This is a genomic window from Hydrogenophaga palleronii (genome assembly GCF_031457455.1).
Taxonomy (GTDB): Bacteria; Pseudomonadota; Gammaproteobacteria; order Burkholderiales; family Burkholderiaceae_C; genus Hydrogenophaga; species Hydrogenophaga palleronii_A.
In genome coordinates, this window is record NZ_JAVDWU010000005.1 from 1 (window position 1) to 21,688 (window position 21,688).

Consider the following 21,688-nt stretch of genomic DNA (forward strand, 5'->3'; position numbering starts at 1 on the left):
CCAGATCAAGTGGTTGCAAGAACCTCCACTTTGGCACTCGGATGCCGTATCTGCGAGGTCCCACCGTCGACCGATGGCAGCCTCATTTCAGCAGCAGCGCTGTAGGTGGGCGGACCATGCCATCTTCAGACTTGAATCCGCCCTTATCCACAACCGAGTAGCCAGAACATCCATCAACCCAGTGGCTCAATATTCGACGTGATCACTGGCTCAGTTGTGTTGATGAATCAACACCGGAGGGGCCGCGAGGCATAGGCGAACCGCGTAACCAGGACTTCCACAGGGGGACTGTGGATACCGACAAACCCCACATCACTTTTAAGCCGAAATGAGCGATTCGAATTCAACGAACCAAGCGATACGCCTTCTGAGTAGGCCAATCAATTTTGCTGTTGTCCAGCTACCAGATCGGGCATTCCCAGGGATTGTGGTCCAGGGCGATACCTTGCACGGGCTTGTTGGGCGGCTGGGCGAAGTCGTTCGGTCGCTTAATGCGCGACACCTGGATGACCTGTCGGCCGAGCTTGACGACATGAAAGATCAGTTGGCAGAGGCGCTTGAACACTACGAACATGTATGCGCGAAGCATGGTATCGGGTTGCCGTATCTCCGGCCATAAGAACACTTCGGGGTTAACCGTCTCCTTCCCGGGGTGATTCAGCCGTGAGGCGCTGTTTCGGATAATTCTGAAGAGGTCTCGTCTGGAGCAAAGCCTGTTCAAAAAGGGGTGGGAGGAGCCCAAAGGTCGAGTGCTCTGCTGGCTACAACGCACATGAATGAGGGCCTTTCAGGTGTTGCATGTGACACACCGACGTCGTCCGGCTTCTGCCGTTCCTGCTTGGTGTCATATGGTGATGCTGGTCGCGCTGTCATACGTTGCTGCAAGTCATTGATTTGTAAGCCGTGAATGACTGCATAGGTCGATCAACCTCAGCTAGCATCAACTTAGATCGCTGGGTATACACAGCAAATATCTCAAGCTCATAACCCAGGAAACTCAAGACACACGCTGCGTGTGCGCTGGCACACAGACACAGGTGGCGATTCGGCGCACCTTGCCAGCTTCGTGCTGTGCCGCTTCATCACGGCCCAGTCGTTCGTTCAAGGACCGCCGTATGGGAGGCTGGACGCCCAGGATCGCGCGGTCTTGCGGATTGTGCGATCCATCCAACTCGTCTGGAGATCACCATGACACTGATGAAAGCCGCCGTCGTCCACGGCTTCGGCCAGCCCTTGCGGATCGAAGAAGTGCCGGTCCCCGAAGTCACACCCGGTCAGGTGCTGGTCAAGGTGGTCGCCTCGGGCGTGTGCCACACCGACCTGCACGCCGCCGAAGGTGACTGGCCCGTCAAGCCTGCCTTGCCCTTCATCCCTGGCCACGAAGGCGTCGGTTTCGTGGCCGCGCTCGGTGCCGGCGTCAAAGGCATCAAGGAAGGCGACCGTGTCGGCGTGCCCTGGTTGCACACCGCCTGCGGCCACTGCGAGCACTGCATCACCGGCTGGGAAACCCTGTGCGACGAGCAGCAGATGACGGGCTACACCGTCAACGGCGGGTATGCCGAGTACGTATTGGCCGATCCCGGCTACATCGGCCACCTGCCGGCGAACATGGACTTCGCCGAGATTGCGCCGGTGCTGTGCGCTGGCGTCACGGTCTACAAGGGCTTGAAGATGCTCGACTGCAAGGCCGGCGACTGGGTCGCAATCTCCGGCATCGGTGGCCTGGGCCACTTCGCGGTGCAGTACGCCAAGGCGATGGGATTTCACGTCATCGCCGTCGACATCGACGATGCCAAGCTGGCGTTGGCAACGTCCCTGGGCGCCGACATGGTGATCAACGCAAAAACACAAGACCCGGTGCAGGAAGTGCAGCGCGCCATACGCGGCGCCCATGGCGTGCTGGTGACCGCGGTGTCGCGGCCCGCGTTTTCGCAGGCGCTGGGCATGCTGCACAAGCGCGGCACGATGGCGCTGGTGGGCCTGCCCCCGGGCGACTTCGCGCTGCCGATCTTCGACATGGTGCTCAACGCCAAGACCGTGCGCGGCTCGATCGTCGGCACGCGAAAGGACTTGCAGGAGGCGCTTGCGTTCGCTGGCGAAGGCAAGGTGCACACGACCTTCGCCGAAGACCGGCTCGACAACGTCAACGCGATCCTCGCGCGCTTGAAAGCCGGCGACGTCGAGGGGCGCATCGTGATGCGCATCGCCGACGGGGTCTAGGAATCGCTCCATGGTGTGACACCCGCGCTCACCCGGGGGGCACGGCGCTTGCAGTTTGCACGCTTGAACCACCCATCGACCGGTTCAGCCAGGCGCCTGCATCCGGTCCGTTGCGTCTTCGGTGTATGCGGTCGTTCTCGTAGCTTGCACACGTCGATCTTGTCGAGCGACCGGTTCAGGTGGTCGAGGGGTCCCTTGCGAACCTGAGAGGTGAACGGCCGATTTACGGCGCCTCGAAAAACTCTCGTCACCGAAATCGTTTGACCGCAACCAGCCTGAGCAGCCGGTAACTTTTGCCGCGAAACTCCCATAATTTTCGTGACCGGCGTGCTCCTAAACAGTCGGCACCGTGCCCCCGTCAATCAAGTGCTCCGAACCTGAAATTGAGCCTGCGCGCGGTGACACCAGAAAGCTGATCAGGTCAGCGACTTCCTGCGGCCTGGACGGCCGCCCGAGCGGGATACCACCCAGCGACTGCATGATGATCCGCTTGCCACCTTCGTAGTCCGTGCCAGCCTCGGCGGCCAGGCGTCCTGCCAGCGCCACGGCGGCTTCAGTCTCGATCCATCCGGGCGAGACGCGCAGCACGCGAACGCCCTTGGGTGTGACCTCCTTTGACAATGCCTTGCTGTAGGTGGACAGGGCTGCCTTGGCCGCCGCGTAGGCGGTCGTCGACTCCGGCAGCGGCAACAGGCGCTGAATCGAGCTTACGTGCACGATGACGCCTGAGCCTTGGGCCAGCATGGCTGGCAGCAATGCACGGTCAAGGCGCACGGCGGGCATCAGGTTCTGGTTCAGCTCGTTGGCCCACTGGGCGTCGTCCAGGGCCGCGAAGCCCCCGCCCGGCGCGCTGGATCCCCCCAGCACATTGACCAGAATGTCAACGCCACCCCAGTGTCTGAGAACCGCCTGCGCCACCTCCGTCGCCCCTTCGGCCGTGGAGAGATCGGCGGCCACATGGATCACGTCCGGGGTCGAAGACGCAGGTACGGAACGTGCCGTGGCCATCACCCGCGCACCCGAATCGAGCAGACTTTGCGTGACGGCCGCGCCCACACCTTTGGTTCCACCGGTTACCAGCGCTCGCAGCCCTTGCAGTTGAAGGTCGAAGCTCATGGGGCGATCTCCAGTGATGCGATCAAGCCGCGTTCGAGGCGAAAGTGGTACCGAAGGTCGACCGGGCTGCCAGGAAAGTTGCCAGCCACATGGCAACAGACGACGGGATGGCCATCATTCACATCGAGCTCGAAAGGTTCAGTCGTGTATGTGTACTTGGCCGCCGCCTCCGACCTCCATGCGGCGATGGCGTCACGGCCGGAATGGGTCTTGTCCTCGTCTCTCACGGTGGCTTGTGCCGTGAAGCAGCGGGCAACGGTTTCGGGTGCCTTCTGGTCAGCCGCGAAGTAGGCGGCAATGGGGTCGGGCAGGATCAGAGTGGTCATTTTTCGAACTCCTGGGTTGATGAAGTGCACAGAATGCATCTGCGGATTGGTTTAGTGAATGACCTAAAATTTGCACAGCTTATGTAGAAAACGATACAGAATGCGTGGATCCGAGTTCGCTGAACTGAAGGCCTTTGCAGCGGTGGTCGAGCGCGAGAGCTTTGCGCGCGCGGCAGCACATTTGGGCCTTTCGCCCTCAGCCCTGAGCCAGACCATCCGGCTGCTCGAAGCCCGGCTGGGCACGCGTCTGTTGAACCGCACCACGCGCAGCGTGGCGCCAACGGCCAGCGGAGAGCAGCTTTACGCCCGCATCGCACCGCTGTTTCGCGAGATGGCCGACGCAGTGGCCGAGGCCAGTGCCGCTGCGGGACAGGTGAGCGGAACACTGCGTATCAATACGCTGGGGATGGCCGCGCGACAGGTCATTGCGCCACGCCTTGGCCGGTTTCATCGTGCGCACCCAGACGTGGCACTGGACATCGTGGTCGACGACGGGCTGAGCGATATCGTCGCCGGCCGCTTCGATGCGGGTATCCGCGTGGGCGGGCGGCTGGAAAAAGACATGATTGCCGTGCGCTTGACGCCGGACGTGAAGATGAAGGCGGTCGCCTCGCCGGACTACCTGAGACACCGTGGCACACCGCGTACACCCACCGACCTGCATAGCCATGCCTGCATCAACTGGCGACTGCAGGCGGACGGCCGTGCTTATCACTGGGAGTTTCAGAAGAAGGGACGGCGGCTTGACGTCGCGGTGGATGGGCCGCTGATCACCAACCATTCAGAAACCGGTGTCGGCGCTGCGTTGGAGGGACTGGGCATTGCCTATGTCTTCGACCTTGAACGCATGGATGAGCATCTTGATCAGGGTCGGCTGGTGCAGGTCCTCGCGGACTGGTCATTCACGCGGCCGGGGCTGTTCCTCTATTACTCGAACCGCCGTCACCGATCAGCGGTACTGGGTGCTTTCATTGATTGCATGTTGGATCGGGACCTGTCCTTACCCGGTTGACGGTCCAAGGCCTCGACCTGCATCAGCCTGGCACACGCCGCCAGTGGTCGCCCCACTGTGAAGATCCTGGCGATGCCTGCTTTGGCAGCCCGCTGGCTGATCCCATGCCTGCGGCAGCGGGCGGCCGCGCGAATCGACGTCGACATCGAACTGGCCACGTCGATCTGGGACACCGAGTTCCGCAAGGAGCGCTTCGATTTCGCCATTCTCTATGGCGACGGCTCCCTGCCAGGTTCGCAACTGTTGATGCACGACTGGCAGGTCTCAGTGGCTGCCCTGATGACGGGCGCGCAAGCGCCTGGCTGCTCGCTTTTTCGGCCCCCGGGTTGTCCCCAATGCCCGGTGCCATGTCGGAATTTGGCCATTGCGCGTCCGGTTGGCGCAAGTTCGCGTGGCGGCGAGATCCAACAATGGCGCCAGATCTTTTGGGCCTCAACACAAGCGAACATGCGCGGTCAACATTACTCACTCTGGAGTCTGCTCAAGCATGGCTTCAAGAACCACCAGACCTGGGAACCCGCCTGGGAGCGGGTTGCGCTGAAGCCGTCCTATGACGTGGTCATCGTCGGCGGCGGCGGGCACGGCCTGGCCACGGCCTACTACCTGGCCAAAAACCACCCCCAAGTCGGGCGCATCGCCGTGCTGGAAAAAGGTTACCTGGGTGGCGGCAACACCGCACGCAACACCACCATCGTGCGTTCCAACTACCTGTGGGACGAGTCGGCGGCGATCTACGAACACTCGCTCAAACTGTGGGAGGGCCTGACGGAAGACCTGAACTTCAACGTGATGTTCAGCCAGCGCGGCGTGTTCAACCTGGGTCACACCTTGCAGGACATGCGCGACATCGAACGCCGGGTCAATGCCAACGCCTTGCAGGGCATTGATGCCCATGTGCTCAACGCGCAGGAGGTGAAAGAAAAGATTCCCCAACTGGACTGCAGCCGCAGCCGTCGCTACCCCGTGCTGGGCGCCAGTTGGCAACCGCGTGCCGGCATCGCCCACCACGACGCCGTGGCCCGCGGTTTTGCGCGCGCCGCCAGCCGCCTGGGCGTGGACCTGATCGAAGGCTGTGAAGTCACCGGCATGGACATTGAAGGCGGCAGGATCCGCGGGCTGCAGACCAGCCTGGGTGCCATCAAGACCGAGCGCGTGGGTTGTGTGGCCGCCGGTCATTCGTCGGTGCTGGCGAAGATGGCCGGTCTGCGCATGCCGCTGGAAAGCCACCCGCTGCAGGCCTTTGTGTCCGAGTCCATGCAGCGCGTGATCGACACGGTGATCATGTCCAACGCCGTGCATGGCTACCTCAGCCAGTCCGACAAAGGTGAGTTGGTGATTGGTGCAGGCATCGACAGCTACGTGGGCTATGGCCAGCGCGGCAGCCCGCACGTGATCGAGCACACGGCCGCAGCCATCATCGAGCTTTTCCCCCAATTCTCCCGCGTGCGCATGAACCGGCAGTGGGGCGGCATTGTGGACGTGACGCCTGACGCCTGCCCGATCATTTCCAAGACCGCCGTGCAAGGCCTGTTCTTCAACTGCGGCTGGGGCACGGGCGGCTTCAAGGCCACGCCGGGATCGGGCCATGTGTTCGCCGACATGCTGGCCCAGGGCGCGCCGAACGCGCTGGCCAAACCCTTCTCTGTTGACCGGTTCCATTCGGGTCACCTCATCGACGAACACGGCGCCGCAGGCGTCGCCCACTGACATGTTTTTGATTCATTGCCCGCACTGCGGCGAAACACGGGACGAAGAAGAGTTCAGCCATGCCGGCGAAGCCTACATTCCGCGCCCGCTCCAGCCAGAAGCCGTGGACGACGCCACCTGGGGCGACTACGTGTTCATGCGCCGCAACACCAAGGGGTGGTTCTGGGAGCAGTGGCAACACACGGCTGGCTGCCGCAAGGTGTTTGCCGTGAAGCGCAACACCGCCACCTACGAAATCGCCGGCAGCTGGACGCTGGCCGAAGGCAAGACCCTGTTCCTGGAAGACATGGCCAAGGAGCAGGCAATATGACCGCTACCCGGGTTGCACAGACCGGAGCGCGCATTGACAGCACGCGCACGATCCGGTTCACATTCGATGGCCGCGAGTACGCAGGCCATCCTGGCGACACGCTGGCGTCGGCGCTGTTGGCCAATGGCGTGCGCCGCATGGCACGCAGTTTCAAATACGGCCGCCCTCGCGGCATCATCGGTGCCGGGGCGGAAGAGCCCAACGCGTTGGTGCAACTGGGCGTGGGCGCACTCACCGTGCCCAACGTGAAGGCCACCCAGGTCGAGCTGTACGACGGCCTGATCGCCCGCTCCACCTCAGGCTGGCCTTCGCTGGACTTCGATTTGAAGTCGGTGTTCGGTCAGGGTGCGCGCTTCATGCCGGCGGGCTTCTACAGCAAGACCTTCAAGTGGCCGCGAAAGCTCTGGCCGTTCTATGAAACCGTGATCCGCAAGTTCGCTGGCTTTGGCGACGCACCGACGGAACCGGACCCGGAAAACTACGACCACCTGCACCACCACGTGGACGTGCTGGTGGTGGGTGGTGGCGCCTGCGGCCTGCTGGCCGCGTTGCAGGCGGGCCGTGCCGGACTCAAGACCGTGCTGCTGGACGAACAGAATGAACTGGGCGGCTGGCTGCTGTCCGTGCCGCAGGTGCAGATCGATGGTCGCGGCAGCGATGCCTACATCCGGTCGGTGAAAACCGCCCTGGCCGACATGCCGCACGTGACGGTGCTGACCCGCACCACCGCCTTTGGCATGTACGAGCAAAACCTGGTGCAAGCCGTGGAACTGGTGCAGGACCATCTCGCGCCGTCGCAGCGCCTGACCCATCTGCCGCGCCAGCGCATGCACAAGATCCGCGCGCACCAGGTGGTGCTGGCCACGGGCTCGATCGAGCGCCCGCTGGTGTTCGGCAACAACGACCTGCCGGGCGTGATGACCGTCTCCGCAGGCCAGACCTATCTGAATCGCTACGGTGTGCTCGTGGGCCAGCGGGTGGTCATCTGCGGCACCAGCGATTTGATCCACGACTGTGCCGAAGGCCTGGCCAAAGCGGGCGCTGCCGTCACGGTGGCCGATGTGCGCCACAACGCCATGGCCCGCAACGACAGCTACACCGTGATGGCCGGCCATGGCATTGCCGAAGTCACCGGAGGCAGTGAAGTCAAAGGCGTCAACCTGGTGCCCTTGCACGCCAACCGCGACGAAGTCGTTGGCAAAAGTGTTCACGTGGCCTGCGATGTGGTGTTGAGTTCCGGCGGCCTGTCGCCCACCGTGCACCTGTTCTGCCACGATGGCAGCCGCCCGCAGTGGGACGAGTCGGTGGCCGCCTTTGTGGCGCCGCGCACCGGGCGCAAAGGCGTGGCCTGTGTCGGTTCGGTGACCGGTGCGTTCGAGCTGGCCGATGCGCTGGTGCAAACCACCGAGGCGATGCAGCAGGTGTTGAGCGCCTGTGGCAAGCGTGAGCCCTTGCAAACCCCTTCCTGCGCTGCACCCCCGCGCCTGGCTTTTCGTCCGATGTTCCGCCTGCCGGACGGCAAACCCGAAGGCGCGGGCGCCAAGGCCTTTGTGGACTACCAGAACGACGTCAGCGCCGCCGACATCGAACTGGCGGTGCGCGAGAACTACCACTCGATCGAGCACGTCAAGCGCTACACTGCGCTGGGCTTCGGCACCGACCAGGGCAAGCTGTCCAACGTCAACGGTTTCGTCATCACCGCCCGCGCGCTCAAGCGCCCGGTGAATGAGGTCGGCACCACCACCTACCGCCCGGCCTACACGCCGGTGAGCTTGGGCGCGCTGGCGGGCACCATGCGCGAAGAGCTGTTCGACCCGAACCGCTACAGCGCCATCCACGCCTCCCACGTGCATCGCGGTGCGGCGCTGGAGCCGGTGGGCCAGTGGCAGCGCCCCTGGTACTTTGCAAAAGCCGGCGAAGACCTGCATGCTGCGGTCGCCCGCGAATGCCTGGCGGCCCGCCATGGTGTGGCGGTGATGGACGCTTCCACACTGGGCAAGATCCAGATCGATGGCCCCGATGCACGCGAGTTCCTGAACCGCATCTACGCCAACGCCTGGAGCCAACTGGCCGTGGGCAAATGCCGCTACGGCCTGATGCTGGATGAAAACGGCATGGTGATGGACGACGGCGTGACCGCCTGCATCGAACAGAACCAGTTCTACATGACCACCACCACCGGTGGCGCGGCCCGGGTGCTGAACTGGCTGGAGCGCTGGCACCAGACCGAATGGCCCGAGCTCAAAGTCTGGATGACCTCGGTGACCGACCACTGGTCCACCATCGCCCTGGTGGGGCCGAAGTCACGGGCCGTGCTGGCCAAGCTGTGCACCGACATCGACCTGTCGCCCGACAACTTCAAGTTCATGGACTGGCGCGCCGGCACGGTGGGTGGCCTGCCGGTGCGGGTGTTCCGCATCAGCTTCTCGGGTGAACTGTCGTATGAGCTGAACGTGGAGTCCGGCTATGGCCGCGCGCTGTGGGAGATGGTGATGGCCGCTGGCGCGGAGTTCGACATCACACCCTATGGCACCGAGACCATGCACGTGCTTCGCGCTGAGAAGGGTTTCATCATCGTCGGCCAGGACACCGATGGATCGATGAGCCCGCTGGACCTGGACATGGCCTGGGCGGTGGGCATGAAAAAGCCGTTCAGTTTCCTGGGCAAGCGCTCCTTGTCGCGCAGCGACACGGCACGCGAAGGGCGCAAGCAGCTGGTGGGGCTGTTGCCCGAGGACCCGGGCACTGTGCTGATCGAGGGTGCGCAAATCATGGAGAGCGCCACCACCGGCACGACCAACCAGATGCTGGGCCATGTGACATCGAGCTACCACAGCGCTTTCCTTGGCCGCTCCATCGCCATGGCTGTGGTCGCTGGTGGCCTGCAGCGCAAGGAACAAACCCTGTATGTGCACGCCCATGGCAAGGTCACACCGGCCAAGGTCAGTGGCAGCGTGTTCGTGGATGTGAAAGGCGATCGTCAAAATGTTTAATCCGCCGAACGTGATGCTGGAATCGCCGTTGCACGCCTTCAAGTTGCCTGAGCGCGCCGCCGCGCCCGCCCCGCAAAACCGGGTGGTCATGAGCGAGTTGCCTCACATGGGCTATATCGTGCTGCGCGGCAAGCCCGACGACGACGCTTTCATGGCCCGTGTGGCCGGCGTGTTGGGCCAGACTTTGCCGACCCAGCCGATGACGGCGCTGTCCACCCCCGCCGGTGCGGTGCTGTGGGTCTCGCCAGACGAATGGCTGCTGGTCTGCAAACGATCGGAACGCCAGGCGCTGCTGCTCGCGCTGACCTCCGCACTGCAGGACGTTTTCGCCCAGGTGGTGGACAACAGCGGCGGCCTCACGGCGCTGCGCGTCGCCGGGCCCGACCACATGCTGCTGCTGCGCCAGCTCGGGCCCTACGACTTCGAGAGCCTGGCAGTGGGCCGCTGTGCGAGCACCGTGGCCTCCAAGACCGGGTTCACCGTGGTGCGCACCGACGAAGCGGGCGTGGTGCTGGTGTTCCGCCGCAGCTTCGCCGACTACACCTGGCGCCTGCTGGAACGCACCGCCCAACCCTACCGCCTGTGCATCACCACCCCGGCGCAATGCGCCGACCCGATGTTCACCCCCTTGTTCGAAATTGTCTGAGAGAGCGAACCATGCAGACTGAAGGTTTCTTTTCCGCCGGTGTGGCCCAGGCCGACCCGGCCGTGAATGCCGCGATGGGCCACGAGTTGCAGCGCCAGCGCGAGCAGATCGAGCTGATCGCCTCCGAGAACATCGTCTCGCGCGCCGTGCTCGAAGCACAAGGATCGGTGCTCACCAACAAATACGCCGAGGGCTACCCGGGCAAGCGTTACTACGGCGGCTGCGAGCATGTGGACGTGGTGGAAAGCCTGGCCATCGATCGCCTGCGCCAGCTGTTCGGTTGTGAGTTCGCCAACGTGCAACCCCACTCTGGCGCGCAGGCCAACACCGCCGTGATGCTGGCCCTGGTGCAGCCCGGCGACACGGTGCTGGGCATGTCGCTCTCGGCCGGTGGCCACCTCACGCACGGCGCCAAGCCGGCGTTGTCGGGCAAGTGGTTCAAGGCGGTGCAATACGGCGTGCGCCGCGCAGATTCATTGATTGACTACGACGAGGTCGAGGCCCTGGCCGTCGAGCACCAGCCCAAGCTGATCATCGCGGGCTTTTCTGCCTACCCGCGCACCATCGACTGGGCGCGCTTTCGCGCCATTGCCGACAAGGTCGGCGCCTTCCTGATGGTGGACATGGCGCACGTGGCCGGCCTGGTGGCCACGGGCGTCTATCCCAGCCCGGTGCCGCACGCCCATGTGACTACGTCCACCACCCACAAGACTTTGCGCGGTCCCCGTGGGGGCGTGATCCTCACCAACGATGCCGAGATCGCCAAGAAGATCAATTCGGCGGTGTTCCCCGGTTCGCAGGGCGGGCCGCTGATGCACGTGATCGCCGCCAAGGCGGTGACTTTCGGCGAAGCGCTGCAGCCCAGCTTCAAGGCCTACACCGAACAAGTGGTGGCCAACGCCCAGGCGCTGGGCGCGGTGCTCAAGGCAGGTGGTCTGGATCTGGTCACCGGTGGCACCGACAACCACCTGCTGCTGGTCGACCTGCGACCGCTGGGCCTGAAGGGCAACACCACCGAAGTGGCGCTGGAGCGCGCCGGCATCACCTGCAACAAGAACGGCATCCCCTTCGACGACGAGAAGCCGACCATCACCTCCGGCATCCGCGTCGGCACCGCAGCGGGCACCACGCGCGGATTTGGCGTGGCCGAGTTTGAAGAGATCGGCCGCCTGATGCTGGAAGTCTTCAACCAGTTGAAAACGAATCCAGACGGTGACGCCGCCACCGAAGCCTCGGTCTACGCCCGGGTCAAAGCGCTGACGGCCCGCTTCCCCCTCTACGCCTGAAACCCCGCCCACCGGACATTGCCATGAGCACTCTGCACCAAGACGCCATCATCATCGACGGACTGATCATCTCGAAGTGGAACCGGGAGGTCTTCGAGGACATGAAAAAAGGCGGGCTGACCGCCGCCAACTGCACCGTGTCGGTGTGGGACGATTTCAAGAGCACCGTCCACAACATCGCCCAGATGAAGGGGATGATCCGCGCCAACAGCGATCTGCTCACGCTGGTGCGCAGCACCGCCGACATCGAGCAGGCCAAGAAGGACGGCAAGACCGGCATCATTCTGGGCTTCCAGAACGCGCACGCGTTCGAGGACCACCTGGGCTACGTGGAAGCCTTTGCCGACATGGGCGTGCGGGTCGTTCAGCTTTGCTACAACACGCAAAACCTGATTGGCACCGGCTGCTACGAACGCGACGGGGGGCTTTCCGGCTACGGGCGCGAGGTGATCGGCGAGATGAACCGCGTCGGCATCATGGTGGACCTCTCGCACGTGGGCGCCAAGACCTCCGAGGAAGCGATCCTCGAATCCAAAAAGCCGGTCACCTACAGCCACTGCCTGCCCGCCGGTCTGAAGGAGCACCCGCGCAACAAGAGCGACGAACAGCTGCGCTTCATCGCCGACCACGGCGGCTTCATCGGGGTCACCATGTTCCCGCCATTCCTGAAGCGCGGAACGGACGCCACGGTGGACGACTACGTGGAAGCACTCGACTACGTGATCAACCTGGTGGGCGAAGACTGCGTGGGTGTGGGAACCGACCACACGCAAGGCTACGGCCAGGACTTCTTCGACCACATCACCCACGACAAGGGCCGCGGCCGGCGCCTGACCAACTTCGGCACGGTGCAGAACCCGCTGGGTATTCGAACCATCGGCGAAATGCCCAACCTGACCGCGGCCATGGAACGCGCTGGCTGGCCGGCGAACAAGATCACAAAGGTCATGGGGCGCAACTGGCTCCGTGTTTTTGCTGAAGTGTGGGGTGCCTAGGGCCTGTTGACAGGCTCTGGCTCCCGGCAGACGTTGTTCTCGTTTCCTTTTTCAACCAGGAGTGTTCCCATGATGACCCAACCGAAAAGTTCTTCCGTCCGCGCTCGCCGCAAATTTCTGGCACAAACGCTGGGCGTGTCCGCGCTGGCGGCGTCCGGCATGAGCGTTTTTGCCCAGGCCAAACCCACGCTCAAGATCGGCTTCGTCGACGGCTGGTCTGACAGCGTGGCCACCACCCACCTGGCTGCGGCCATCATCCGCAGCAAGCTGGGCCACCAGGTGGAATTGGTGCCGCTGGCCGCCGGCATCATGTGGCAAGGCGTGGCGCGTGGCGATCTGGACATGACGCTGTCGGCCTGGCTGCCGATCACGCACGAGTCCTACTTGAGCAACTTCAAGGACAAGGTGGAAATCGTCGGTGCCAATTACCCCGGCGCCAAGATCGGCCTGATCGTGCCTGACTACGTCAAGGCCACCAGCCTGACCGACCTGAACGATCACCGCGCCGACTTCGAGAACCGCATCGTCGGCATTGACGCAGGTGCCGGTGTCATGCGCAAGACCGAAGAAGCCATCAAGGCCTATGGTCTGGAGATGCGCCTGCTGCCCAGCTCCGGCCCGGCCATGGCAGCCGAACTCGACCGCGCCTACCGCGCGAAGAAATCCATCGCCGTGACCGGCTGGATCCCTCACTGGATGTTCGCCAAGTACAAGCTGCGCTTCCTGGCAGATCCGAAGAACGTCTACGGCGCCGAAGAACATGTGGACAGCGTGATCAACCCGGGCCTGAACACCAAGGCGCCTGCGGTGGTGGCCTTCCTGAAGAAGTTCTCCTGGAAGCCGGAGGAAATCGGCGCGGTGATGTTGTCCGTCGAAAGCGGATTCAAGCCCGAGAAGGCTGTCGAAAAGTGGATCGCCGAAAACCCTGAGCGCGTGGCGGGCTGGGTTTCCTGAGGCCCCGGCGCACAGGCCGCGCTGCGGTCTGTGCAAACCGGTGCAGTCCCGCACTGTGAACAGGAAGAACGGGGCAGGGTAGGTGTTACCTGCGTTCCCGCTGCGTGCACGCCCCGAGATTTTTCACGAATACAAAACCACCACGAGACCCCAGAGATGAATCCGCAACTCCCGATTGACGTCGATGCACAGACCGGCATCTGGACCACCGACGGTCTGCCGATGATCTATGTGCCGCGGCACTTCTTCGTCAACAACCATGTCGAGACCGAAGCCGTGGTGGGGCGTGAGGTCTACGCACCAGCCTTGTACAAGGCCGGGCATCGCTCGGCTTTTTTCTGGTGCCAGCAGGAAGCCGCCACCCACGGCCTGAGCGGCATGGCCGTGTATGAGCACTACCTCAAGCGCCTGTCGCAACGCGGCTGGGGCCTGTTTTCCTTCATCGAAGCGGACGCCGCCACCGGCCACGCGCGCATCAAGCTGGCGCACTCGGTGTTCGTGCTCGCGCAAGGCATTGCCGGTGTGCCTGTGGACCATAGCAAGGTCTGCTACCTGTTCGCCGGCTGGTTCTCGGGCGCCATGGACTGGGTGCTGGAGACCAGCGGCTCGGCGGTGCGCACCACCAGCCAGGAGACGCAATGCGCGGCTGAGGGCCACGGCCATTGCGAGTTCACGGTCAGCCCACTCTGAATATTCATCATGCGCTATCCGCATTTGTTTGAGCCCCTGCGCCTGAACCAGGTGTTGCTGCGCAACCGCATCGTCAGCACCGCGCATGCCGAGGTGTACGCCGAAGGCGGCCACCCGACCGAGCGCTACATCCGCTACTACGAAGAGAAAGCCAAGGGCGGCGTGGGCCTTGCGATCTGCGGCGGCTCCAGCCCGGTGTCGCGCGACAGCCCCTGGTCGTGGTGGAGCTCGGTCAACCTGGCGACGAATTCTGTAATCGAACCTTTGGCCACGCTGGCCGAGACCATGCACAAGCATGGCGCCAAGCTGATGATCCAGGCGACCCACATGGGTCGGCGCAATGCCTGGCACGGCTTCGACTGGCCGCACCTGGTCAGCCCTTCGGGCATTCGCGAGCCGGTGCACCGCGGCAACGCCAAGACAATTGAAATCGAAGAGATCCGCCGCATCGTGGCCGACTACGGCCGCGCCGCCAAGCGCGTGAAAGATGCCGGGCTCGACGGCATCGAAATCTCCGCTGCGCACCAGCAGCTGGTCGACCAGTTCTGGAGCCCGCGTGTGAACCACCGCACTGACGAATACGGCGGCAGTCTGGAGAACCGCCTGCGCTTCGGCATGGAAGTGCTGCAGGCCGTGCGCGAACAGGTCGGGTCTGACTTCTGCGTCGGCCTGCGCATGTGCGGCGACGAATTCCACGAAGACGGCATCAGCCACGACATGGCCAAGGAGATCGCCCAGGCCATGTCCGAAAGCGGTTTGATCGACTTTCTGAGCGTGGTGGGTTCGGGCGCCGACACCCACAACACGCTGGTGAACTGCATGCCACCGATGGCCTTGCCGCCCGAGCCCTTTGTGCATCTGGCCGCCGGCATCAAATCGGTCTCCAAGGTGCCGGTGATGCATGCGCAAAGCATTCGCGACGCGTCGCAGGCCGAACGCATCCTGGCCACCGGCATGGTGGACCTCGTGGGCATGACGCGCGCGCAGATCGCCGACCCGCACATGGTCATCAAGATCCGCGACGGCAAGGAAGACCAGATCAAGCAGTGCGTGGGTGCCAACTACTGCATCGACCGCCAGTACAACGGCCTGGACGTGCTGTGCATCCAGAACGCCGCCACCAGCCGCGAGCAGACCATGCCGCACACCATTGAAAAAACCCAGGGTGTGCGCCGCAAGGTGGTGGTCGTGGGCGCCGGGCCGGCTGGCCTGGAAGCTGCGCGCGTGGCGCGCGAGCGCGGCCACGAGGTGGTGCTGTTCGAGAAAAACACCGTGGTGGGTGGGCAGGTGAACCTGGCCGCCAAACCGCCCAAGCGCGAGCAGATGGCGGGCATCATCCGCTGGTTCGACATGGAGACCGTGCGCCTGGGCGTGGACCGCCGGCTGGGCGTGGCCGCCACCCTGGAGATGATCCAGGCCGAGCAGCCCGACATCGTGGTGCTGGCCACCGGCGGCGTGCCCCACACCGGGCAGACGCCTGCCTGGGGGGCTGCAGAAGGCCTGTGCGTCAGCAGCTGGGACATCCTGTCGGGCGCGGTGGCACCCGGTGAAAACGTGCTGGTCTACGACAGCATCAGCACCCACGCTGGCACTGGTGTGGCCGACTTCATCGCGGCGCGCGGCAAGCTGGTGGAGATCGTCACGCCCGACGTCAAGGTGGCCGACGACGTGGGCGGCACCACCTTCCCCATCTTCTACCGCCAGCTCTACGCCAACGGCGTGATCCAGACCCCCAACTTCTGGCTGGAACGCGTTTACCGCGAAGGCGACAAGCTGATCGCGGTGCTGAAGAACGAATACACCGAGGCGCTGGAGGAGCGCGCCGTGGACCAGGTGGTGATCGAAAACGGCATCCTGCCCAACGACGCGCTGTACGGCCAGCTCAAACCGCTCTCGCTCAACAAGGGCCAGACCGATATCGACGCCTTGTACGACGCGCTGCCGCAACCCGGCCTGAGCCTGTCCACCGGCAACGGGAACTTTCTGCTCTACCGCGTCGGCGATTGCGTCTCGATGCACAACATCCACGCCGCGATCTACGACTCGCTGCGCCTGTGCAAGGATTTCTAGATGAAACGGAAGCACTCCCTGCGCCGCTTCGCGTCTCCCCCCTCCAGGGGGGCGGCACTTGAGAGGCTGAGCGTCTTTTGTTCATGCCCGCTCACCACGCCAGAACGCACCCACTCGGCGTTGCAAATGCGCGCCGTAGCCCGAGCTACGGCTGTGCTTTGCGCCTTGATTGGGCACGTTCTGGCGCGTTGCTCTGGCACGCCCAAAAAACGCCCAGCCTCTGAGGCCCAGCAAAGCCGGCCCGGCGGTGCCCCTGGGTTGGACCATTTCATGCGCTGCGGGTCTCTCGCCGGCACTGTGGAGGTCTGAAATGCAGCTCCAGAACCTTGTGAGCGCGCTGTTCTGGATGGCCGTGCTGGGCTTGGTCCTGGGCATGGCCCGGCGCGGGCTGCTGTGGCGAGCAGGCCGCGCAGCCCCGGTGGACTTGCGCGGTCTGCTGCTGATACCGAAGCGCTACTTTGTTGATCTGCACGATGTGGTGGCGAGGGAGCCCTTTGTGGCCCGGGCACACGTGGGCGTGGCAGGGGGCGCCATCCTGGCGCTGCTGCTGGTCGCGCTGAACTACGGTTTCGCTCTGTATTGGCGCAGCCTGGACGCCGTGCTGCTGCTCGCCGGCCTTCTGATGCTGGCTGGCGCGGCCGCCATGGCCTGGCGCCGCCGCGCCGCACCGGCGCGCCTGTCCAAAGGGTCGTGGAGCCGCCTGCCGTACGCGCTGATGCTGTTCGCAGCGGCGGTGGTGCTGGTGGGTGCCGTGGCACTGACCGGCACCGCGCTGGCACCCTGGTTGGCCGGTTTGATCAGCCTGGCGTTCGCTGCCGGTGTGGCCGAACTGGCGCTGGGCATCGGCCTGGGCGGCCCGATGAAACACGCCGTGGCCGGCCTGCTGCACCTGGGCCTGCACCCGCGCCCCGAGCGCTTTGGCGACAAGCGTTTCGCCACGGCACTGAAGCCCCTGAGCCTGACCGCTGACGACATGGGCGTGGGCAAGCCGGCGGACTTCGCCTGGAACAAGCTGCTGTCGTTTGACGCCTGTGTGCAGTGTGGCAAATGCGAAGCCGCCTGCCCGGCGTTCGCTGCGGGCCAGCCGCTCAACCCCAAGAAGCTGATCCAGGACATGGTGGTTGGCATGAGCGACAGCACCGACGCCGGCTACGCGGGCAGCCCTTACCCGGGACAGCCCGTTGGTCAGCATCGCGGCGCGCCCGGTCAGCCGATCGTGAACGGACTGGTCAACAGCGACACGCTCTGGTCCTGCACCACCTGCCGCGCCTGCGTGCAGGAATGCCCCATGCTGATCGAACACGTGGACGCCATCGTGGACATGCGCCGCCACCTCACACTGGTGGGTGGCACGGTGCCGAACAAGGGCATGGAAGCGCTGGAACAGCTGCGCGACACCGACACCGTGGGCGGCTTCCCGCTGGGCGCGCGCCACCACTGGGCTGCCGACCTTAACGTGCCGGTGTTGGGGGCGGGTGAAAGAACAGAGTGGCTGGTGTTGGTGGGCGAGGGCGGTTTTGACATGCGCTACCAGCGCACGCTGCGGGCTTTCATCAAGACGCTGCGAAAGGCCGGCTTGAAGATCGCGATGCTGGGTGCTGCGGAAACCGACTGTGGCGACCTGGCGCGCCGCCTGGGCGACGAGGCGGGGTTCCAGCGCTTGTCGCGGCAGCTCATTGCCACCCTGACGGCGCGAAGCTTTGCCCATGTGGTCACGCCCGACCCGCACATCTTCCATTGCCTGAAGAACGAGTACCCGGCCATGGGCGGACACTTCGACGTCTGGCACCACACGCAGTTGCTCTCCGATCTGCTGGCCAAGGGCGAACTCAAGCCCACCCGCGCCCTCAAGCTTGAGGGCGTGACCTACCACGACCCTTGTTACCTGGGTCGCTATGGCCGCGAAGTGGACGCACCGCGTAACCTCCTCAAAGGCATCGGCATCCAGGTCGTGGAGATGGAGCGCAACCGCGAGCGCGGCCGTTGCTGCGGTGGCGGCGGCGGCGCACCATACACCGACATCCCGGGCGCCACGCGCATCCCCGACATCCGCATCGCCGACGCGAAGCAAACCGGTGCGGGCGTGGTGGCCGTCGCCTGCCCGAACTGCACCGCCATGCTGGAGGGTGTGGTGGGGCCGCGCCCAGAGGTGCTCGATGTGGCCGAACTGCTGGCCCAGGCCTTGGAGGTCGCATGAGCACAGACATTCCCATGAACGCGGCAAGTGCTTCTCTGAACCCGTTGCGCCGCATCGACCCGCGCCGGCCGGCCATCCTCACGCCCCAGGGTCTGCGGCGCATTGTGCTGGGCAGCAGCGAAGGCGAGCGCTTGGCCGCCAGCCTCGCGCATGCGCCTGCCGCCAAACCGGTGCGCAGCGCCGGTCCCTTTGCCCTCGCCACCCTGGTGGTCACGCATGCGGAGCGCGGATCGTTGAGCGACCAGGCCCGCCAGGCCATCGCGGCCGCCGCGATCCTGGCCAGTGCCGACACCGAAGTGATTCTGGCCGTGCTGGGCGCCTGCCACGACGATGTGGCCGCGCTGGGCGTGGACCGATTGATCGTGGCCGAAGATTTTGATGCGCGCCATTACCAGCCTGCCGCCTGTGTGCAATGGCTGCAACGCCTGCAGGCAGACTTCAAACCCCAGCGCTGGTTGTTGGCCGACGGCGGGGCTGACGGCCAGCTGGGCCGCCGCTTTGCGATCCAGACCGGGGTGAGCCTGGCCTGCGGCGTTGCCGAAATGGGGGCCGACAGCCTGCGTGTGCCCGCAGGCGCCGGGCAGGACTGGCTGCTGCCGCATGCCCAGGTGATGTTGCTGGCCAAAGGTGTGGCCAACACCAAGCTGCCGTTCGTGGGACTGGGCGTGAGCGAGCCTGCGCAGCGGCTGCCTGCGGCGCAGGAACACGGCATTGAGGACCTGGGCGTGCAGACCGGTGACCCCCAAACCCTGGCGCTGGAAGAGGCCGACTTCATCCTGGCCGCCGGCAACGGCGTCACCGACCTGCCGCTGTTCCACTCGCTGGCGGTGGAAGTGGGGGCTGCTGTCGGTGCTTCCCGCGTCGCGGTGGACGATGGCCGCTTCGCGCGCGCCCAGCAGATCGGGGCCACCGGCAAAACCGTGTCTGCCTCCGGCTATCTCGCGATCGGCATCTCGGGCGCGGTGCAGCACCTGCAAGGCATCAAGGATTGCCGCCATGTGATCGCGGTGAACGTCGATGCGTCGGCACCGATCGCTCGCCGCGCCGACCTGACCGTGGTCGAAGACAGCAGCGCCCTGATGCAGGCCCTGCTGGAACTGGTGCGGCATCAAAAGGAGGTGCAATGAGCGACATCACCGTTCTCGTGGCAGCTACCCACCACCCGGTCAGCGGCAGACCCGTTCGCAGCCGTGCCGATGGCGTCGCCGCATCACTGGCCCTGGGTCTTTCCGACAGCGTGCGTCTGCTCTCGGCGGGTGATTTGCCCGACAGCGTGGCACGCGACTACCTGGCCCTGGGCGCGCCACGGATCGAGGTGCTGGAATGCGATTCGCACGCCGACCTGAGCTCGGCGCTGTTGCCGGCCCTGCACGAGGTGCCCTGGGTATTGACCGGTACCCGTTCGGCATCGGAACACGGCACGGGTGTGCTGCCCCATGCACTGGGCGCCGCGCTCGGACGACAGGTGGTCGTCGACGTGCTGGCGGTGCAAGCGGAAGGCGACGCCTGGATCGTGACCCAGGCCCTGCCCAAGGGTGCCCGGCGCCGGCTGCGCGTGCACCCACCAGCGGTGTTGGCGGTGAGCGCGGCGGCGGTGCCTTCGCTGCGCCATTCGCTGGCGAGTGCCATGGCTGGTCAGATCCTGCGTCAGCAGGCTCCCGCATCGGCGTCTACCACGATCCACGCGGCCCAGCGCGTGCCCGGCAACAAGCGCCGCCTCTTGCTTGAAGCGCGAAGCCAGCAGAGCGGACATGCCCGGATGATGGGCGCGATTGAATCTCCTTCGACCGGCGGCACGGTGCTGCACGCCGGCACTCCCCAAAGCAAGGCCCAGGCGGTATTGGACTACCTGCGCTCGCACTCCCTCGTCCCATTCTGAAGAGACAACACCATGTCACAGTCCATTTCTGCACAGACGCTTCTCACCCGCGAGATGCTGGCGCGTCGCCGCCCGGGCTACAGCCTGGACGCACCCTTCTACCTCAGCGACACGCTGTTGAAGGCCGACATGGAGCACATCTTCGGCAAGCACTGGGTGTTTGTCGCCGTTGAACCGCAGATACCGGAGCCCGGTGACTACATCACCGTGGACTTCGGCAACCATTCCATCCTGATCGTGCGCGATGACGACATGCAGGTGCAGGCCTTTCACAACGTGTGCCGGCACCGCGGTTCGCGGCTGTGCGCCAGCCACCAGGGCCAGGTGGGCAACATCGTCTGCCCCTACCACCAGTGGACCTACGACCTCACGGGCAAGCTGATCCACGCCAAGCACATGGGCGCAGACTTCGATCCCACGGAAATGGGCCTCAAGACCGTGCACGCGCGCAGCCTGGCCGGCTTGATCTTCATCTGCCTCGCCGATGAGCCGCCGGAAGATTTCGAGCAGATGGTGGCGCAGATGACGCCTTATTTGGCACCGCATCGACTCGACCAGTGCAAGGTCGCCACCATGGTGGACCTGGTGGAAGACTGCAACTGGAAGCTCACCATGGAAAACAACCGGGAGTGCTACCACTGCGTGACCAACCACCCCGAGCTGACCGTCTCCATGTACGAATTCGGCTTTGGCTACACGCCCGACGTGCAGAACGCGGCCGAGCAGCAGCGCTTCGAAGACATCACCACCGCCAGCCATGCGCGCTGGGAGGGCATGGGCCTGCCGTCGAAGGAAATCGACGTGCTCGATGAGCGCATCACCGGCTTCCGCACGAAGCGCCTGCCGCTGGATCGCCTGGGCCAGTCCCAGACCATGCACACGGGTGTGGCCTCGAAGAAGCTGCTGGGCGAATTCGTCGATCCGGCCCTGGGCGGCTTGTCGTTCTGGACCCAGCCCAACTCGTGGCACCACTTCATGAGCGACCACATCGTCAGTTTTTCCGTGCTGCCGATCTCCGCCACCAAGACCCTGGTGCGCACCATCTGGTGCGTGCACAAGGACGCGGTGGAAGGTGTGGACTACAAGCTGGAAGACCTGACGGCCGTCTGGAACGCCACCAATGCGCAAGACCGCCGCTTGGTCGAAGAGTCGCAGATCGGCATCGCGACCGGCGCCTACCAGCCCGGACCGTACTCGCCCTACACCGAAGGCCTGGTGGAAAAATTCTGCAACTGGTACGTGAAGCGCTTGACCGCTTTGACGCTGTAACTGACTCTGTCATTGGTT

General features: G+C 64.5%; 18 protein-coding genes. 16 read left to right on the top strand and 2 right to left on the bottom strand.

From position 1 onward, the window contains the following. The first annotated feature begins 328 nt into the window (after nt 1–328). Nucleotides 329–619 carry a DUF6959 family protein gene (locus J2W49_RS25745; protein ID WP_405001018.1) on the top strand — a complete coding sequence of 97 codons (291 nt, stop codon included), beginning with the start codon at nt 329–331 and terminating at the stop codon, nt 617–619. A 569-nt stretch (nt 620–1,188) separates the two neighbouring features. Continuing rightward, nucleotides 1,189–2,220, top strand: coding sequence for a zinc-dependent alcohol dehydrogenase (locus J2W49_RS12650; RefSeq protein WP_310316352.1), 1,032 nt, complete (start codon nt 1,189–1,191; stop codon nt 2,218–2,220). Nucleotides 2,221–2,553: 333 nt separating this feature from the next. Here the strand turns inward: J2W49_RS12650 and J2W49_RS12655 are convergent, their stop codons facing one another. Both J2W49_RS12655 and J2W49_RS12660 read right to left on the bottom strand, forming a co-directional pair. Then, nucleotides 2,554–3,336: an SDR family oxidoreductase gene (locus tag J2W49_RS12655; RefSeq protein ID WP_310316353.1), complete on the bottom strand. Its 783-nt coding sequence runs from the start codon at nt 3,334–3,336 to the stop codon at nt 2,554–2,556. Then, entirely contained in the window at nt 3,333–3,662 is a 330-nt protein-coding gene (locus J2W49_RS12660; RefSeq protein WP_310316356.1) for a nuclear transport factor 2 family protein, read from the bottom strand. Before J2W49_RS12660 ends, J2W49_RS12655 begins: the two co-directional genes overlap by 4 nt. 100 nt (nt 3,663–3,762) lie before the next feature. On the opposite strand from J2W49_RS12660, the gene J2W49_RS12665 reads away from it, so the two are divergent. From J2W49_RS12665 to J2W49_RS12730, 14 genes are all read left to right on the top strand, one after another. Then, a complete protein-coding gene (locus tag J2W49_RS12665) occupies nt 3,763–4,674 on the top strand; it encodes a LysR family transcriptional regulator (protein WP_310316359.1) in 912 nt (303 codons plus the stop codon). A 447-nt stretch (nt 4,675–5,121) separates the two neighbouring features. Continuing rightward, nucleotides 5,122–6,381 (top strand): sarcosine oxidase subunit beta family protein, encoded by a 1,260-nt coding sequence (locus tag J2W49_RS12670; RefSeq protein ID WP_310317314.1) that lies wholly within the window; start codon nt 5,122–5,124, stop codon nt 6,379–6,381. Nucleotide 6,382: 1 nt separating this feature from the next. Further along, nucleotides 6,383–6,691, top strand: a complete 309-nt coding sequence (locus tag J2W49_RS12675) for a sarcosine oxidase subunit delta (RefSeq protein ID WP_310316365.1) — start codon at nt 6,383–6,385, stop codon at nt 6,689–6,691. Beyond that, nucleotides 6,688–9,684 (top strand): sarcosine oxidase subunit alpha family protein, encoded by a 2,997-nt coding sequence (locus J2W49_RS12680; RefSeq protein ID WP_310316368.1) that lies wholly within the window; start codon nt 6,688–6,690, stop codon nt 9,682–9,684. Before J2W49_RS12675 ends, J2W49_RS12680 begins: the two co-directional genes overlap by 4 nt. Further along, on the top strand, nt 9,677–10,330 hold the full coding sequence (locus J2W49_RS12685) for a sarcosine oxidase subunit gamma (protein ID WP_310316370.1): 654 nt from the start codon (nt 9,677–9,679) through the stop codon (nt 10,328–10,330). The genes J2W49_RS12680 and J2W49_RS12685 overlap by 8 nt, the downstream gene beginning before the upstream one ends. 11 nt (nt 10,331–10,341) lie before the next feature. Then, a complete protein-coding gene (locus J2W49_RS12690) occupies nt 10,342–11,616 on the top strand; it encodes a serine hydroxymethyltransferase (protein WP_310316373.1) in 1,275 nt (424 codons plus the stop codon). Between the two features lie 23 nt (nt 11,617–11,639). Then, on the top strand, nt 11,640–12,611 hold the full coding sequence (locus J2W49_RS12695) for a dipeptidase (protein ID WP_310316376.1): 972 nt from the start codon (nt 11,640–11,642) through the stop codon (nt 12,609–12,611). A 159-nt stretch (nt 12,612–12,770) separates the two neighbouring features. Further along, on the top strand, nt 12,771–13,565 hold the full coding sequence (locus J2W49_RS12700; protein WP_310317317.1) for a glycine betaine ABC transporter substrate-binding protein: 795 nt from the start codon (nt 12,771–12,773) through the stop codon (nt 13,563–13,565). Nucleotides 13,566–13,721: 156 nt separating this feature from the next. After that, the gene (locus J2W49_RS12705; RefSeq protein ID WP_310316380.1) at nt 13,722–14,255 is read left to right on the top strand and encodes a DUF5943 domain-containing protein; all 534 of its coding nucleotides are present in this window, start codon (nt 13,722–13,724) and stop codon (nt 14,253–14,255) included. A 9-nt stretch (nt 14,256–14,264) separates the two neighbouring features. Further along, nucleotides 14,265–16,325, top strand: a complete 2,061-nt coding sequence (locus J2W49_RS12710) for an oxidoreductase (protein ID WP_310316382.1) — start codon at nt 14,265–14,267, stop codon at nt 16,323–16,325. Between the two features lie 310 nt (nt 16,326–16,635). Further along, nucleotides 16,636–18,522, top strand: coding sequence for a (Fe-S)-binding protein (locus tag J2W49_RS12715; protein ID WP_310316385.1), 1,887 nt, complete (start codon nt 16,636–16,638; stop codon nt 18,520–18,522). Further along, nucleotides 18,519–19,649, top strand: a complete 1,131-nt coding sequence (locus J2W49_RS12720; protein WP_310316388.1) for an electron transfer flavoprotein subunit alpha/FixB family protein — start codon at nt 18,519–18,521, stop codon at nt 19,647–19,649. The genes J2W49_RS12715 and J2W49_RS12720 overlap by 4 nt, the downstream gene beginning before the upstream one ends. Then, complete coding sequence (locus J2W49_RS12725; RefSeq protein ID WP_310316391.1) at nt 19,646–20,401, top strand: hypothetical protein; 756 nt, start codon at nt 19,646–19,648, stop codon at nt 20,399–20,401. Before J2W49_RS12720 ends, J2W49_RS12725 begins: the two co-directional genes overlap by 4 nt. A 12-nt stretch (nt 20,402–20,413) precedes the next feature. Next, nucleotides 20,414–21,670: an aromatic ring-hydroxylating oxygenase subunit alpha gene (locus tag J2W49_RS12730; protein WP_310316394.1), complete on the top strand. Its 1,257-nt coding sequence runs from the start codon at nt 20,414–20,416 to the stop codon at nt 21,668–21,670. Nucleotides 21,671–21,688: the final 18 nt, after the last annotated feature.

Excerpts from the sequence above, each read along its gene's own strand:
- J2W49_RS25745 (WP_405001018.1), top strand. The coding sequence starts at position 329 with ATGAGCGATTCGAATTCAACGAACCAAGCGATACGCCTTCTGAGTAGG.
- J2W49_RS12650 (WP_310316352.1), top strand. The coding sequence starts at position 1,189 with ATGACACTGATGAAAGCCGCCGTCGTCCACGGCTTCGGCCAGCCCTTG.
- J2W49_RS12655 (WP_310316353.1), bottom strand. The coding sequence starts at position 3,336 with ATGAGCTTCGACCTTCAACTGCAAGGGCTGCGAGCGCTGGTAACCGGT.
- J2W49_RS12660 (WP_310316356.1), bottom strand. The coding sequence starts at position 3,662 with ATGACCACTCTGATCCTGCCCGACCCCATTGCCGCCTACTTCGCGGCT.
- J2W49_RS12665 (WP_310316359.1), top strand. The coding sequence starts at position 3,763 with ATGCGTGGATCCGAGTTCGCTGAACTGAAGGCCTTTGCAGCGGTGGTC.
- J2W49_RS12670 (WP_310317314.1), top strand. The coding sequence starts at position 5,122 with ATGCGCGGTCAACATTACTCACTCTGGAGTCTGCTCAAGCATGGCTTC.
- J2W49_RS12675 (WP_310316365.1), top strand. The coding sequence starts at position 6,383 with ATGTTTTTGATTCATTGCCCGCACTGCGGCGAAACACGGGACGAAGAA.
- J2W49_RS12680 (WP_310316368.1), top strand. The coding sequence starts at position 6,688 with ATGACCGCTACCCGGGTTGCACAGACCGGAGCGCGCATTGACAGCACG.
- J2W49_RS12685 (WP_310316370.1), top strand. The coding sequence starts at position 9,677 with ATGTTTAATCCGCCGAACGTGATGCTGGAATCGCCGTTGCACGCCTTC.
- J2W49_RS12690 (WP_310316373.1), top strand. The coding sequence starts at position 10,342 with ATGCAGACTGAAGGTTTCTTTTCCGCCGGTGTGGCCCAGGCCGACCCG.
- J2W49_RS12695 (WP_310316376.1), top strand. The coding sequence starts at position 11,640 with ATGAGCACTCTGCACCAAGACGCCATCATCATCGACGGACTGATCATC.
- J2W49_RS12700 (WP_310317317.1), top strand. The coding sequence starts at position 12,771 with ATGAGCGTTTTTGCCCAGGCCAAACCCACGCTCAAGATCGGCTTCGTC.
- J2W49_RS12705 (WP_310316380.1), top strand. The coding sequence starts at position 13,722 with ATGAATCCGCAACTCCCGATTGACGTCGATGCACAGACCGGCATCTGG.
- J2W49_RS12710 (WP_310316382.1), top strand. The coding sequence starts at position 14,265 with ATGCGCTATCCGCATTTGTTTGAGCCCCTGCGCCTGAACCAGGTGTTG.
- J2W49_RS12715 (WP_310316385.1), top strand. The coding sequence starts at position 16,636 with ATGCAGCTCCAGAACCTTGTGAGCGCGCTGTTCTGGATGGCCGTGCTG.
- J2W49_RS12720 (WP_310316388.1), top strand. The coding sequence starts at position 18,519 with ATGAGCACAGACATTCCCATGAACGCGGCAAGTGCTTCTCTGAACCCG.
- J2W49_RS12725 (WP_310316391.1), top strand. The coding sequence starts at position 19,646 with ATGAGCGACATCACCGTTCTCGTGGCAGCTACCCACCACCCGGTCAGC.
- J2W49_RS12730 (WP_310316394.1), top strand. The coding sequence starts at position 20,414 with ATGTCACAGTCCATTTCTGCACAGACGCTTCTCACCCGCGAGATGCTG.